The sequence below is a fragment of the Bartonella sp. M0192 genome (genome assembly GCF_016102305.1).
In the GTDB taxonomy this organism is placed as follows: domain Bacteria; phylum Pseudomonadota; class Alphaproteobacteria; order Rhizobiales; family Rhizobiaceae; genus Bartonella; species Bartonella apihabitans.
Genome location: NZ_JACFOU010000001.1, coordinates 2,501 through 16,460 on the forward strand (window position 1 = coordinate 2,501; position 13,960 = coordinate 16,460).

A 13,960-nucleotide genomic window follows, 5' to 3' on the forward strand; every position below is an offset into this window, starting at 1 on the left:
TCACCACCGTTTTTTTATAATGATTATGTTTTTATGATAAACATGGAGATGCATATAATGGTTGAAGCGCATCATCGGCGTACTTTTCTTTTGATGCCCTCTATGGCAGACTCTCGCTCTATGAAAGAATTCGGAACTCATCTCGAAAAATAACAATTCATTCGAAAGGTGGATATTGCCCATTTCGGTCGTGCAAACCATTTGCTAATTTTATGATAGAAGATCGTCGCTTCAATAATGATCCGGGAGAAGAACCTGCGCTTGTCGCTGACGGGCGTCGGCAGCCGGATCGTCGTCAGATTTCTATCCGCTGGCTTGCGGGAACGATTTTGACCGGCGTTACTTCATGTACATTGATGGGTGTCGCTTTATTTGTTGCTCTGGACGGGCGCGAGCAACTGGCAACACCGCCTGAATTGATGACACAGAGTGAACTTCCGACACTTGAAGCAGAAGAATCCGACGAAAGAAAAGTCGATCGAATAGCCCAGATTGTACCGAGAAAAAATTTCGACGATAGGCAGCATTTCGATCTTTCAATCATGCAAAAGCAAGGTGAAAAAGAGGTCATCCGGACTCAACCTTTCGAACTTGTGCGTATGGCTCTTGCCGAAGATCGGCCGAATAATTTGAAATATCCGCCCTTCAACGCATTGACAATTTTTTCTGACCAAACTGTCAAACAAGGCGATAAGCCGGAAAATAACTTACAGATCTACGGTACAAAAGTAGAAACGGAAATTACACTCCATAGCATCGAGTTTGATGTGAACACCGCTACTTTTGATGATTCGGATCAATTGACTGCTGATCAGGCCGAACAGAATATTCGAGCAGCCGGTTTTGTTCTTGGTGATAATATTACGCGCGTTGCCGCACTTCATTATCTTGACCCTGCGCAATTGGGGCATTTCGGTTCGATCAAATTTTCCGAAATGCCGGATGTTAAAATTATTCAGGAGAATGTCAGCATCTCTCCACGCATAGCGCCGAACGACAATTCTGAAGAATATGCCGAAGATATTATTCCATTCAGAAAAACCCAAACCATTATCAATGCTTTGAATGATGCCAATTATGGAGGGGAAGATGCTGATAAGATAGCTGCTGCGCTTTCTCAATTCAACGGATCCGATACGCTCCGCGCCGGCAACGTTTTGCGTATTGGAATAGAAACCAACGCGTCCGGTGATGACCATCTGGTAAGAGCCAGCATTTATCACGGTATGCATCATATCCTTTCAATTTCTCTCAATGACCAGAAGCAATTTGTGAGAAGCAACGAACCGGAGATGACACCGTTACTCAAAACCGCTTTCGAAGGCGGGGTGCCGCTCACACATATCAATGCTTCGAATCTGCCGACAATCTATGATGCAATTTACCGTTCGGTGTTGAGTTACGACATGCCTCTCACCACAGCACGTCAACTCATTCGCGTCATGGCCAACGATGTTGATCTGGAAGATCGCGTTTCACCCAATGATACACTTGAAGTATTTTACGCCGCTCCGGAAAAAAGTTCGGAAGACACATCCGAACCGGAAATCCGTTTCATCAGCGCTACACTGGGTGGCACAACAAGAAAATATTATCGTTTCCGCTCCAATGATGGAACAATTGATTATTATGATTCGGAAGGTCGTAGTTCAAAGCAGTTTCTTTTGCGCAAACCCGTGCCCAATGCCATTTTCCGTTCACCGTTCGGCCCAAGAAGGCATCCGGTTCTGGGCTATGTCAGGATGCATACCGGTGTTGATTGGAGCGCACCGAGAGGATCACCGATTGTTGCGGCAGGAGATGGCGTCGTCACAAAAGCAGGTCCGGTTCGTGGCTATGGGAATCAGACCGAAATTCGACATGCCAACGGTTACGTAACGTCTTATGCACACCAGAACAGTTTTGCCCCTGGCATTAAAGCGGGAGCGAAGGTTCATCAGGGTCAGATTATCGGCTATGTCGGTTCGAGCGGCCTTGCAACGGGTCCGCATTGCCACTTCGAAGTTTCAGTGAACAATACGAAAGTCGATCCGATGCGCATTCGCCTTCCGGATGCAAAATCCTTGCATGGAAAAGATCTTGAAGCGTTCAAACGCGACCGCAACAAACTTGAAGCATTGATCAACGGGCAAGACGATCAAAAACTTGCTGCGACCACGGGCACAGACGAGAAAAATCGGACATCCCGTTCCGATATCTGATGCGATTAATCATTTCGCTGAAAAATTGATTCTATTTAAAAACAGTCTTCATTATCAACATAACAATGTTGCGGTTGACCAAATGGAAAAAGCACATAGCCTTTTGAGAGCCTGACATAAAAAGGCATCTCGCATATAAAGGCCAGATGGACCGGATAGAAAAAGAGCACCGGTCCGATCTGTTTACAGATTTTCTTATGCGGCGCTGAATCGGGAAGCCCCTGCTTCAGGTCTATCAATGCAATAATGATGGTCGCACAACGACCGGAAGAAACTTGATATTGCGATTTGCAATAATTCGAAACCAACCTTCATAAATTGCTGAGTCATGAAGCTGTTAGATAACATGTTACATAATGCTGAATGACCGGATAAAGAGCTAGCATACTTTGGCGGTTGATAAGTTTGAATACCGCATTTGCAAATTTCAGGAATTGGTAAAAGAACGCATTGTCGACGATGCCGAATCAGCATCCGGACCATAGTCGGATTGTCCGTTGACGCCTAAAAGTTCTTGCAAACGGGTTCTGGCGCGACTGACACGACTTTTAATCGTACCAACAGCACAACTACAAATCTCGGCAGTATCTTCATAAGAAAAACCTGATGCTCCGACCAGAATGATAGCTTCCTTCTGGTCTGCGGGAAGTTGGTCGAGCGCTTTTCTGAAATCCTGCAAGTCGAGTGATCCGTATTGGGCAGGATGTACAGCCAGATTTTCGGTGAAAACGCCTTCACTATCCTGCACTTCACGCCCTTTTTTGCGCATCTGGCTAAAAAACTCGTTCCTCAGAATCGTAAACAACCAGGCTTTCATATTTGTGCCGATCTCGAAGCTGTCCTGCTTCGCCCATGCTTTCATGATTGTATCTTGTACAAGATCATCCGCTCTGTCATGTTGCCCGCTCAACGAAACGGCAAAGGCACGCAAAGCCGGCAGGTTTGACAAAAGTTCACGTTTGAAATCTGGGTTATGTGCGTTCATGGGTGTGACTTTCCCATTTCAACTCTGGCTTTCTTGTTCGGCTTTATCGAGCTTTTCAAGAAGATCGAGAAATTTTTCCGGTATTTCTTCTTCCTGAATTGCTGTATAGAATTGCCGTAACTTCACCGCTATTTCACTATTGGATCCAAGCAGATCATCTTCCGGTCCGGAAACCTCGGAACCGTTTTTTTCCTTGCTGTCATCCATCTTAAGTCCCTTAAAAATGACGCCATCCGTTAATTAACAATCGTGTAAATAATTACACTTACCTTTAAGAATATAGAACTGACTAAAAAGTTCCAAGGGGCTGGAACTTTTTTATTATTCATGAATTAATATTTTACATAACCTGTCTAAGGTTACACTTTCAGGGGCAGAAGGAGTTCATATATGACTTTATCAACACGCATTGCACCACATTTACCTTATTTGAGACGATTTGCACGTGCTGTTACCGGTTCTCAGACGTCGGGCGATGCTTATGTTGCAGCTATGCTCGAAGCACTTATTGCCGACACATCAATTTTCCCCGAGGCGACATCCGACCGTATCAGCGTCTATCGGCTGTTTTGCGAATTGTTCGATCAAACAACCCCGAACGTTGCAGAGCCTTTACCTCAATTCGGTGTGGAACAAAAAGCCAATGCAAAACTTTCCTACCTTACTCCGAGGGCCCGTCAGGCATTTCTCCTCATTGCTGTCGAAGGGTTCAGTGACAAAGAAGTTATGGAGATCATGAATGTTGACCAGCAGCAATTCAGAGCATTGCTGAACGAGGCTTCACGTGATATTTCCGAGCAAGTTGCCACACGCATTCTTATTATCGAGGACGAGCCGTTAATTGCGATGGATATCGAGCAGCTTGTCGAATCGCTCGGTCATCAGGTTGTTGGCATCGCACGGACGCGCGACGAAGCTGTTTCATTGTTCAAAAAAGAAAAACCGGGTATGGTTCTTGCCGATATTCAACTTGCTGATAACAGTTCCGGCATAGATGCTGTGAATGATATTCTTGAAACTGATGAGGTTCCGGTCATTTTCATCACCGCATTCCCCGAACGTTTGTTGACAGGTGAACGGCCCGAACCGACATTTCTTGTAACCAAGCCGTTTAATCCGGATATGGTGAAAGCTTTGATTTCCCAAGCGCTTTTCTTTCAGGAAAATGCATCCAGAAAATCTTAACAGGTTTTCGTGAAAGAAATAAATCAGAAGGTTTTTAATTTCTTATGATATCGGCTCCCCATTCTTCACCTGCTGTTGAAAAATTGCATGTGAGTGCCTTGACGCAGGCTATCCATGGAGCCGATATTTTTGTTCTTTATCAGACCCCCGACATGGTTTATCGCTGGGCAGAAAACTTGCCGGAAATTATCGCCGAAAAGTGGTTTGCCGGTTGTCGCGACAGCGATTTTTTATCCGAAAAACTTTCCGAAAATATGAGGGATATCAAATTGCAGGTTTTGGAAACCGGCAAAATGCACACGTTGGAAGCCCGATTTGAAAACAGCAACAATCGTATTTTCTGGTTCAAGTTTTCAATTGATTGCCACCGTGACGAACGGGGAGAAATTGTCGGTTTGGTAACAACCGGCGTCAATGTAACCGAATTGCGTCGGCGTGAACAGGTCCTTAAGGCTTTACTCAGGGAAGTAAGTCATCGTTCAAAAAATCTTCTTGCCATTATTCAAAGCGTGGCCGGTCAAACCGCTCGTTATACCGATTCCTTGCAAACTTTTTTAAGGAAATTTCAGGGACGCATACAATCATTATCCCATTCACAAGATCTTGTGACTGATTCCGATTGGCGTGGGGCCCATTTTCGTGAATTGTTTTTAAGCCAGACATCAAATTATCTGGAAAAAGAACATCGGCGTTTTACGATTGATGGTGATGACCCCTATCTTTTTCCTGGTGCGGCATTGCATATCGGTTTGGCATTTCATGAGCTCATCATCAATTCCCTCTCTTATGGAGCGCTTTCCAAACCGGATGGTGTGATCCATGTAACAAGCCGGATTGAAAAAGATGAGGGCAAGCCATCACAATTGTGCATTTCCTGGTATGAAGTTTTTTCGCCCGGACACACACTCGACAATGATCGGAGAGCCTGCTTTGGCAGTGCAGTCCTTGAAAAGATTGTTCCGGTTTCTGTGAACGGCACGGCAAGTCTCGAATTTACCAATGACGGCGTGGTTTATCACCTTACACTCCCCGATACCTATTTCGATTTTTACGCCTGAACTTTTTCTTTTTGCGATAAGCGTTCGGGTTTTTTAGCTTTGAGTAAAACTTATCGCGATCAGGAATGAAGTAAAAAACAAATCCTTTATTCAGCTATTTTTTGTGGCATATGTTTTATTCCGGAACAAAAAACCGGCGATCTCGTTATCAAAGTATAAAAGAAATAAATTCATCCGCTCAATATTAAAATGTTCCTGAAGGGGTCAATCATGAATTCCGTCATCGCTGTGATGTTGCTTGTTTCCTGCACAGATGGTTTTTCTGCATGCAATGCCGCTGATGATATGGTCAAGGTTTATCCCACCCATGAAGCCTGCGAGGCAGCCTTGATACCGGCAGTCAATCGCATCGGACAGTCCAACGAAGTGGTGTTCGGTCAATGTATCAAAGCAGATCCCGACTTCATTAACGGGGATTTGAGCATTTATTGGCGGGTTGACCAGAATGGCGATTTCATTGTCGAACTTACCAATGAAGATAGCGAAGAAGAAGAATTGACTGTACCGCTACAGAAGATTGAAAAGCCGGTTGCCGGTGCAACACAAATCAATACAAAACCCGCAGCATAAAGTTATTTTCTTTACATTATTCTTGGCCATTAATCTTGGCACTTGTCGGGATTTTCTGATTAAAAGATTATTCACCAAAGCTTAAAATATTTATTTTCCATTGAAACATTGCTGTGAAACTCGTAAATGCGGGGCACTATTAATGGAGAATGTTCGATGCGCGACGATTATCAATCCGGTTATGAAGATATGGATTATCAGGATCCCTATAATCAGCAACCCATGCAGCCACAAGCGCCGCTGGATCCCGCAGTTGAAAAAGTAAGACGGAAGCTGATGAGGCTGATGATCGTTTCTATTGGAATAACAATCGTTCTCATTCTGATTATTCTGGCCGCCGTTATCTATAAGGTTACATCTTCGCCGTCCGATAAAGCACCGGCAAGCACTACGAAAACCGAAACAAGCCCGGTACCCGGTGATAGCGCCGATCTATCAAATCAAGCGGTTAATGCAAAAACACCGGCTCCTGCTGTTCCGGAATTTATCAAACGTTCCATTGCTCTTCCTCAAGGAACACGCATTCTCTCACAGAGCCTCTCGAACGACATGATTGCGCTTGAAACATTGACGCCGGAAGGCAATACAGAGCTTGTTATTTACGATTATCGCCAAGGCCATCTTGTTGCCGGTATTACAGTTGATACCTCACCGGTTGCAAAACAGCCTGTTGAAGAACCGGCTAACGCATCGCCCGCCCAATAAGCTTAATTAAAAAATTGCAATAAAAAGGCCGCTTGAAAGCGGCCTTTTCATGAGCTTGAAATATTATTTTTTGGATTTATTCGGCTTTGTATCCGACTTTTTTTCATCTGCCTTTTCCTCGGCAGTTTCGGTACCCTTTTCCTCGACTTTCGATTCATCGACAGGATGAGTAGGCGTCGGTGTAAAGATCAAGCGATCGGAACCGCGTGAAATATTGACTGTCGAACCATCAAGAATATCGCCAATGAGCAGCCTTTCAGCGAGCGGATCCTGAACTTCTCTCTGGATAACCCGTTTAAGAGGCCGTGCACCATATGCAGGGTCATACCCCTTATCGGCAAGAAATTCGCGAGCACTATCATCAATAACAAGTTTGATCTTCCGGTCTGACAACAATGATTGCAAACGTTGCAACTGGATGTCGACAATGGCGCCCATCTCTTTCCGGTGCAACCTGTGGAACAGGATGATTTCATCAACACGGTTGAGAAATTCCGGTCTGAATGCAGCTTTAACCACTGCCATAACATCATCACGGGCTTTCTCGGCTTCATCATTATCGTCAAGAGCTGTCAAATATTCGGCACCGAGATTCGATGTCATGATAATAAGCGTATTGCGGAAGTCGACAGTGCGCCCCTGACCATCGGTCAAGCGTCCGTCATCAAGAACCTGCAAAAGAACATTGAAAACATCCGGATGGGCTTTTTCAATTTCATCAAACAAGATGACCTGATATGGCCGACGACGAACCGCTTCTGTCAAAGCACCGCCTTCTTCATAACCGACATATCCCGGAGGAGCGCCGATCAAACGGGCAACCGAATGCTTTTCCATATATTCCGACATGTCGATACGAACCATTGCGGTCTCGTCCTGAAACAGGAACTTTGCCAGAGCCTTGGTGAGCTCGGTTTTACCAACACCTGTTGGCCCTAGGAAAATGAACGAACCGATCGGCCTGTTCGGGTCTTGTAAGCCCGCACGTGCACGACGTACCGCGCGGGAAACAGCCTGAATTGCTTCGCCTTGTCCGACAACACGTTTGGCAAGCTCGTCTTCCATTCTCAGAAGTTTCTCACGTTCGCCTTCCAGCATGCTATCAACCGGAATACCGGTCCAGCGCGATACCACTTGCGCAATGTGATCAGGTGTGACGGTTTCTTCCAGAATCGAACCGTGGTTTTCCTGACTTTCAGCCTCTTCCAATTGTTTAGCCAATTGCGGAATGATGCTGTAGGAAAGTTCACCAGCTTTCTGATATTCACCGTTACGTTGAGCAATAGCCAAATTATTGCGTGCTGCTTCCAATTGTTTCTTCAACTCGGCAGCATGACCCAATTTCTGTTTTTCAGATTGCCATTTTGCAGTGATTTCATGCGATTGTTCTTCAAGCTCGACCAATTCGTCTTCGAGTTTTTCCAAACGATCTTTCGAAGCAGGATCGGTTTCGGCTTTCAAAGCTTCACGCTCGATCTTCAACTGCATGACACGACGATCAATTTCGTCAAGTTCTTCCGGCTTGGAATCAACCTGCATACGCAACCGTGAAGCTGCTTCATCAATAAGGTCAATTGCTTTATCGGGCAAAAACCGGTCAGTAATATAACGATTCGACAAAGTTGCAGCCGCAACAAGGGCCGAATCGGAAATCCGGACTTTATGGTGTTGCTCGTATTTTTCCTTAATACCACGCAGAATCGAAATGGTATCTTCGACACTGGGTTCATCAACAAAAACCGGTTGGAAACGACGGGCAAGAGCCGCATCCTTTTCAACATATTTGCGATATTCTTCAAGCGTTGTTGCACCGACACAGTGAAGTTCACCACGGGCAAGAGCCGGTTTCAACAAATTGGACGCATCCATTGCGCCATCCGATTTACCGGCACCAACCAAAGTGTGCATTTCATCAATAAACAGGATGATCTCGCCGTTTGCTGCCTGAACTTCTGTCAAAACAGCTTTCAAACGCTCTTCAAACTCGCCACGATATTTTGCACCGGCAATCAATGCTCCCATATCAAGGGCAAGAAGCGATTTGTCACGCAAAGTTTCAGGAACATCGCCGTTCACAATACGCAATGCCAGCCCTTCAACAATAGCCGTTTTACCAACGCCCGGTTCACCGATCAGAACCGGATTATTTTTGGTGCGCCGCGACAATACCTGAATTGTCCGGCGGATTTCTTCATCACGGCCGATAACAGGATCAAGTTTCCCCTCGCGCGCATCTTTCGTCAAATCACGCGCATATTTCTTCAATGCGTCATACTGTGCTTCGGCATTGGCCGAATCAGCTGTGCGTCCTTTTCTCATTTCATTGATCGCCTTGTTTAACGCTGTTGGCGTAACCCCGCTTTTGGAAAGAATTTCTGCTGTTTTGGCTTTCGGTTCCATCAACAAAGCTTGCAAAAGGCGCTCGACAGTCACAAAGCTGTCTCCTGCTTTTTCGGCCAATTCTTCTGCTTTGGTAAAAACCTTGGCCATAGCTTCCGACATATAAAGCTGGCCATTGCCACCACTTACTTTTGGCAATGCCGAAAGTGCCGTTGCCAACGCCTCTTTTGCCGCTTTTACGTTGCCGCCAGCCTTCTCTATCAATGAAGAGCAAAGGCCCTCATTGTCATCCAATAGCACTTTTAACAAATGCTCGGGAACGAACTGCTGATTGTCCGATGACAAGGCAAAGTTTTGTGCAGACTGTAAGAACCCCTGCACGCGCTCGGTATATTTTTCTAAATTCATTCTCGTCTCCTTTTCCCATAATCCATAAATGGCATTATGGGCTTGAAGTGACAGGCTCCCGTTAAGGCAAGCCGTACTCGATACCTGATATGGTATTGACGATGAAATTCCACAAGATCAAAAATAATCAAGGCATTAAACAAAATCCATTGTTTAAAAAAACAATAAAATTAAGCCTTGGAAATCAACAAAGACAGGATTTCTATTCGTCTGCAATCACGTCGAGTGGAATTGTAATATCGAGTTTACGCAGCATTTTTTTGAAGTCTTGTAACCTGTATTCGGCACTTTCGGTTACCAGACCTTGAATAAGGCCGCTTCCTGAATATTTTTTTTCAAGTTTTCCGATAATGCTTTCGGCGGGATCAAGAAAACAGCATTGTGGCGCTGCTTTTTCAAAGAAGTTTTTAAGCCAAGGCAGATGGGTACTTGAAAGCGTACATGTGTCAACCGAAGGATGTTCTGTAAGCAAATCTTCCATGAAACGGTTGACTTCGGCTTGCGTTTTTTCCGGATCAAACAAGAAAGTCCCGCTTTCGACCAGTTCAACCATCGGCGAGGCATTGACGAGAGCGACATTTTCCGGCTTTTTGCTGTGATTTTTGACGAATGCCTTCCCCATCTCGCTTTTCACCATTGAGGCTACCCCCATAATTGCCACGTGACCACTCCGACTTTTTCTTTCCGCTTCTTCAAGCGGCGGAAATACGCCATAAAGCGGCACGGGCGAACTGTCTTTGACGCGGTCAAACACCATAATGGACGGAGCGTTGGAGGCGATAATGATGGCCGAGGGGTCATAGCGCATCAATCGTTTGAATGTCAGTTTGATGATATCGGTAAGCTCGTCAGCCGTTTTTTTCCCATATGGGAAATGGGCCCGATCGGCAAAATAGATAATATCGCGTTGCGGCTGTTTTCTATGTAACAGGTCCACAATAGCATAAGAGCCGATACCGGCGTCGAAAATGGCAACGGGCTTTACGAGTTTCATTCTTGCTCATCCGCATTGTTAAAGGGTTTACCTGGCAAGATATATGAACCTTTTAGCCAACGATTGAGATCAATTGCACGACAACGGTCGGAGCAAAATGGATAAGCTTCGCGGGTTGAAGGCTTGCCACATTCAGGGCATGGCCTTGGTGAACGCAACGGATATACTTTAGCGGTTGATCGGGATTGGTCTTTAACTGATGTTGCCATTTCAGACCTCATCTTTCTGCCAATGTTCAAATACGGGATAATTCTGTGTCGTCAACAATTCCACAGTTTCAGCGAGCGGCAAGCCTACAATCCCGCTATAGGAACCGCTAATTTGCAAGGCAAAACAACCGGCCCGTCCCTGAATGGCGTAACCTCCTGCTTTTCCCTGCCATTCGCCCGACAAGAGATATGCTTCGATAACCTCGCGCCCCAATCGTTCAAAACGTACACGGCTTTCAACAAGCTTATGATGACTCTTTCCCTTGGCGTTAATGAGACAGACACCGGTATAAACTTTATGCGTCCGGCCAGACAAAAGTCGCAAACATTCACGTGCTTCATCTTCATCGGCGGGTTTGGGCAGAATTTTACGCCCGACGGCAACGACAGTATCGGCTGCAAGAACAAGCGCATGCTCGAATTCCGGCATAACACAAACGAGTTCTGCACCTCTTTGGGCTTTTTCCTTTGCCAAACGTCTTGCGAGAAAACGCGGATGTTCGAGACGCCTTGGCGTTTCATCAATATCGGCAGGATGCAAATGATCGGGATAAACACCAATCTGCCGGAGCAATGCCAAGCGTCTTGGCGAAGCTGAAGCAAGAACAAGCTTGGTTTTCACCAATGGGTCTTCTTCCGGCGTAACAGAATTTGTCGTCATAATTATTTATAACGGTAGGTGATCCTACCCTTGGTCAGGTCATAGGGTGTCATTTCCACCATAACCTTGTCTCCAGCGAGAACTCTGATGCGGTTTTTACGCATACGCCCTGCTGTATGAGCGATAATTTCGTGATCATTGTCGAGCTTTACGCGAAACATCGCATTGGGTAAAAGCTCCGTAATCACGCCGGAAAATTCCAATACTTCTTCTTTGGCCATAAATTACCTGTTTCTAGACTGTTTATTTTGATCAAAATTTGACAAACGGCAGGTGCCGCCCGTCCAGTTGGGGGGAACCTACCCTATTCTCGGCCATTTGTGAACATCTGAATCAAAAGAGCGCAATAGTTTATGCGGTTTTTAAGCGAAACTTTATGCTGTTTTTAAGCGAATGGGCATCATTTATTAGCAAAGCGCGCCATTATCCGCTTTTTCAGGTTTTCCCTGATATCCCGATAGGCATCAAGAATTTGTTCGCGCGAACCCGTTGCAAGTGCCGGATCGGGCGTTGGCCAATATTCGACATCGACCGAAAACCCGCGCATCTGTTCGAGCACTGCATGATGAGCTTGCGGCGTAAGGGTGATGGCAAGATCGAAATACCCATCCGACAATTCTTCCAGCCCGCGCGGATTGTGCCCTTCCATGGAAAGCCCGTCTTCGGCAATAACCGCGGCTGCAAAGGGGTCACGATTGCCTTTGACGACACCGGCGGATGCAACATAAATATCCGGAAACATTTTGCGTGTCAGCGCCTCGGCTATTGGCGAGCGTATCGAATTTTGCCCGCAAACAAAAAGCACTGATGAAGGGCGTCTTGATGTTGATTTATGATTTTCAGCCATCTTCACCCTTTCCAGTATAGAACACAAAGAAGAGTGAAAAGCCGCCGCGCCGTTTTGAAATCCATATCTATTTTTCCGCGTAAGCGATCTTGCAGAGTGGTCGAACCTTCATTGTGCAGACCGCGACGGCCCATATCGATGGCTTCGATTTTTGTAGGCGTTGCAGACCGGATAGCCTCGTAATAACTGTCACAAATCAGATAATAATCTTTAACAATGCGCCGAAACGGCCCAAGCGAAAGTATATGGGTGGTTACCCATTCGCCATTTTCACGGGAAATATCGAAGACCAGACGCCTGTCAACAAGTGACAATTTCAGTTTATAGGGACCGGTTCCGGTGTCTCCCACGGGCATAAAACTATTTTCCTCTATGAGATCGAAAATAGCAACTGCACGCTCATGCTCGACCTCGGGCGTCGAGCGCCCGATGGTTTCATCAAGTTCGACATCAATGAGCCGCGCCTTCTCCACACTCCCCCTCCCTTTTAAACTAGAGATTCAATCTTATGGCAACAGACCTTCCATGGGCTTCCAGTCCTTCCGCATTGGCAAGTTCTATCGCCGATGGTCCAAGCTTGCGCAATTCGTCTGCACCAAGTTTTAAAATCGAGCTGCGTTTCATATAATCAAGTACCGAAAGACCGGATGAAAATCTTGCCGAACGGGCAGTTGGCAAAACGTGGTTGGAACCACCAACATAATCACCAATCACTTCCGGTGTATAACGCCCGACAAATATGGCTCCGGCATTGCGTATCAAGGGTAAAAAGCGTTCAGGGTCTTCCACCGCCAGTTCGAGGTGTTCCGGCGCAACACGATTGGCAAGTGGAAAGGCTTGTTCGAGATCATTGACAAGAATGACCGCGCCAAAGTCCTGCCAGCTCGAAGAAGCAGTTTTACCGCGTTTCAATGTTGTCAATTGTGTTTGAACCGCCTTCATAACCTCGTTTGCAAAAGCTTCGTCATCTGTCATGAGAATGGATTGGGCGGCTGTATCATGTTCGGCTTGAGCGAGAAGATCAGCGGCAATCCAGTCAGCATCATTAAGCTTATCGGCAATGACCAGAACTTCCGACGGTCCGGCAATCATATCAATGCCGACTTTGCCGAAAACCTGCCTTTTGGCTGCCGCAACAAAAGCATTACCGGGGCCGACAATTTTTGCCACCGGCTTTATGGTTTTTGTACCATAGGCAAGGGCTGCCACCGCTTGCGCCCCGCCAACGCGATAAATCTCGCTCACACCGCCAAGTTTGGCTGCCGCAAGAACCAGCGGATTGAGATGTCCATCCGGTGTCGGAACCACCATAACAATACGCTCGACGCCCGCAACTTTGGCCGGAACAGCATTCATCAGCACCGAGCTCGGGTAACTTGCCGTACCACCCGGTACATAAAGCCCGACCGATTGGACAGCCGTCCAGCGCCAACCGAGTTCGACACCCAGCGGATCGACAAAGCGCTCATCCTTTGGCAGTTGTTTCTGGTGGTAGACAACAATACGATCATGGGCAAGCTTCAAAGCATCAAGCGTTTTTGGCGAAACGTGCTTCATCGCTTCATCAATTTCACTCTCGCTAATTTTCAAACCTTTTTCTTTAAGGTCCACACGATCGAATTTTGCCGATAAGTCGATCAAAGCCTGATCACCCTCATCGCGAACCGTTTTGATAATGTCGCGCACAGTGTCATCAACACTCTGGGAAACTTCACGCTTTGAATCGAGAAATTTACGAAACTCGTTTTCGAAATTTGCCGATGATTGACGAAGAATTTGAACCATTCTTTTTCCTGT

The 13,960-nt window shown here is 46.2% G+C and carries 15 protein-coding genes; 5 read left to right on the forward strand and 10 right to left on the reverse strand.

Annotation, left to right across the window (positions count from 1 at the left end; all coding sequences use genetic code 11):
- Positions 1-212: 212 nt before the first annotated feature.
- Positions 213-2,201 (forward strand): M23 family metallopeptidase, encoded by a 1,989-nt coding sequence (locus H3S82_RS00015; RefSeq protein WP_198237069.1) that lies wholly within the window; start codon positions 213-215, stop codon positions 2,199-2,201.
- Positions 2,202-2,628: 427 nt separating this feature from the next.
- On the opposite strand, the gene H3S82_RS00020 is transcribed toward H3S82_RS00015, so the two are convergent.
- Positions 2,629-3,186: an RNA polymerase sigma factor gene (locus H3S82_RS00020; protein ID WP_077972883.1), complete on the reverse strand. Its 558-nt coding sequence runs from the start codon at positions 3,184-3,186 to the stop codon at positions 2,629-2,631.
- An 18-nt stretch (positions 3,187-3,204) separates the two neighbouring features.
- Positions 3,205-3,393, reverse strand: a complete 189-nt coding sequence (locus tag H3S82_RS00025) for a NepR family anti-sigma factor (RefSeq protein WP_198225696.1) — start codon at positions 3,391-3,393, stop codon at positions 3,205-3,207.
- Between the two features lie 183 nt (positions 3,394-3,576).
- On the opposite strand from H3S82_RS00025, the gene H3S82_RS00030 reads away from it, so the two are divergent.
- From H3S82_RS00030 to H3S82_RS00045, 4 genes are all read left to right on the forward strand, one after another.
- The gene (locus tag H3S82_RS00030) at positions 3,577-4,371 is read left to right on the forward strand and encodes a response regulator (RefSeq protein ID WP_198233548.1); all 795 of its coding nucleotides are present in this window, start codon (positions 3,577-3,579) and stop codon (positions 4,369-4,371) included.
- Positions 4,372-4,415: 44 nt separating this feature from the next.
- On the forward strand, positions 4,416-5,429 hold the full coding sequence (locus H3S82_RS00035) for a PAS domain-containing sensor histidine kinase (RefSeq protein WP_198237070.1): 1,014 nt from the start codon (positions 4,416-4,418) through the stop codon (positions 5,427-5,429).
- Positions 5,430-5,639: 210 nt separating this feature from the next.
- Positions 5,640-5,999, forward strand: coding sequence for a hypothetical protein (locus H3S82_RS00040; protein ID WP_198233283.1), 360 nt, complete (start codon positions 5,640-5,642; stop codon positions 5,997-5,999).
- Positions 6,000-6,155: 156 nt separating this feature from the next.
- Positions 6,156-6,704, forward strand: a complete 549-nt coding sequence (locus H3S82_RS00045; RefSeq protein WP_198233284.1) for a hypothetical protein — start codon at positions 6,156-6,158, stop codon at positions 6,702-6,704.
- Positions 6,705-6,767: 63 nt separating this feature from the next.
- On the opposite strand, the gene clpB is transcribed toward H3S82_RS00045, so the two are convergent.
- The 8 genes from clpB to hisD form a co-directional block, all read right to left on the reverse strand.
- Positions 6,768-9,452 carry an ATP-dependent chaperone ClpB gene (clpB, locus tag H3S82_RS00050; protein ID WP_198233285.1) on the reverse strand — a complete coding sequence of 895 codons (2,685 nt, stop codon included), beginning with the start codon at positions 9,450-9,452 and terminating at the stop codon, positions 6,768-6,770.
- Between the two features lie 202 nt (positions 9,453-9,654).
- Positions 9,655-10,446 (reverse strand): glutamate racemase, encoded by a 792-nt coding sequence (locus H3S82_RS00055; RefSeq protein WP_198233286.1) that lies wholly within the window; start codon positions 10,444-10,446, stop codon positions 9,655-9,657.
- The gene (gene yacG, locus H3S82_RS00060) at positions 10,443-10,655 is read right to left on the reverse strand and encodes a DNA gyrase inhibitor YacG (RefSeq protein ID WP_198233287.1); all 213 of its coding nucleotides are present in this window, start codon (positions 10,653-10,655) and stop codon (positions 10,443-10,445) included. Before yacG ends, H3S82_RS00055 begins: the two co-directional genes overlap by 4 nt.
- 1 nt (position 10,656) lies before the next feature.
- On the reverse strand, positions 10,657-11,316 hold the full coding sequence (locus H3S82_RS00065; RefSeq protein ID WP_198233288.1) for a Maf family nucleotide pyrophosphatase: 660 nt from the start codon (positions 11,314-11,316) through the stop codon (positions 10,657-10,659).
- A gap of 2 nt (positions 11,317-11,318) precedes the next feature.
- Positions 11,319-11,537: a translation initiation factor IF-1 gene (gene infA, locus H3S82_RS00070; protein WP_075869273.1), complete on the reverse strand. Its 219-nt coding sequence runs from the start codon at positions 11,535-11,537 to the stop codon at positions 11,319-11,321.
- Between the two features lie 179 nt (positions 11,538-11,716).
- Positions 11,717-12,163 (reverse strand): low molecular weight phosphatase family protein, encoded by a 447-nt coding sequence (locus H3S82_RS00075; RefSeq protein ID WP_198225689.1) that lies wholly within the window; start codon positions 12,161-12,163, stop codon positions 11,717-11,719.
- A 2-nt stretch (positions 12,164-12,165) separates the two neighbouring features.
- Positions 12,166-12,636 (reverse strand): UPF0262 family protein, encoded by a 471-nt coding sequence (locus H3S82_RS00080; protein ID WP_077972906.1) that lies wholly within the window; start codon positions 12,634-12,636, stop codon positions 12,166-12,168.
- Between the two features lie 19 nt (positions 12,637-12,655).
- The gene (gene hisD, locus H3S82_RS00085; protein ID WP_077972908.1) at positions 12,656-13,948 is read right to left on the reverse strand and encodes a histidinol dehydrogenase; all 1,293 of its coding nucleotides are present in this window, start codon (positions 13,946-13,948) and stop codon (positions 12,656-12,658) included.
- Between the last annotated feature and the right edge of the window lie 12 nt (positions 13,949-13,960).

Excerpts from the sequence above, each read along its gene's own strand:
- H3S82_RS00030 (WP_198233548.1), top strand. The coding sequence starts at position 3,577 with ATGACTTTATCAACACGCATTGCACCACATTTACCTTATTTGAGACGA.
- H3S82_RS00025 (WP_198225696.1), bottom strand. The coding sequence starts at position 3,393 with ATGGATGACAGCAAGGAAAAAAACGGTTCCGAGGTTTCCGGACCGGAA.
- clpB (WP_198233285.1), bottom strand. The coding sequence starts at position 9,452 with ATGAATTTAGAAAAATATACCGAGCGCGTGCAGGGGTTCTTACAGTCT.
- infA (WP_075869273.1), bottom strand. The coding sequence starts at position 11,537 with ATGGCCAAAGAAGAAGTATTGGAATTTTCCGGCGTGATTACGGAGCTT.
- H3S82_RS00065 (WP_198233288.1), bottom strand. The coding sequence starts at position 11,316 with ATGACGACAAATTCTGTTACGCCGGAAGAAGACCCATTGGTGAAAACC.
- yacG (WP_198233287.1), bottom strand. The coding sequence starts at position 10,655 with ATGGCAACATCAGTTAAAGACCAATCCCGATCAACCGCTAAAGTATAT.
- H3S82_RS00075 (WP_198225689.1), bottom strand. The coding sequence starts at position 12,163 with ATGGCTGAAAATCATAAATCAACATCAAGACGCCCTTCATCAGTGCTT.
- H3S82_RS00015 (WP_198237069.1), top strand. The coding sequence starts at position 213 with ATGATAGAAGATCGTCGCTTCAATAATGATCCGGGAGAAGAACCTGCG.
- H3S82_RS00035 (WP_198237070.1), top strand. The coding sequence starts at position 4,416 with ATGATATCGGCTCCCCATTCTTCACCTGCTGTTGAAAAATTGCATGTG.
- H3S82_RS00045 (WP_198233284.1), top strand. The coding sequence starts at position 6,156 with ATGCGCGACGATTATCAATCCGGTTATGAAGATATGGATTATCAGGAT.
- H3S82_RS00020 (WP_077972883.1), bottom strand. The coding sequence starts at position 3,186 with ATGAACGCACATAACCCAGATTTCAAACGTGAACTTTTGTCAAACCTG.
- hisD (WP_077972908.1), bottom strand. The coding sequence starts at position 13,948 with ATGGTTCAAATTCTTCGTCAATCATCGGCAAATTTCGAAAACGAGTTT.
- H3S82_RS00055 (WP_198233286.1), bottom strand. The coding sequence starts at position 10,446 with ATGAAACTCGTAAAGCCCGTTGCCATTTTCGACGCCGGTATCGGCTCT.
- H3S82_RS00040 (WP_198233283.1), top strand. The coding sequence starts at position 5,640 with ATGAATTCCGTCATCGCTGTGATGTTGCTTGTTTCCTGCACAGATGGT.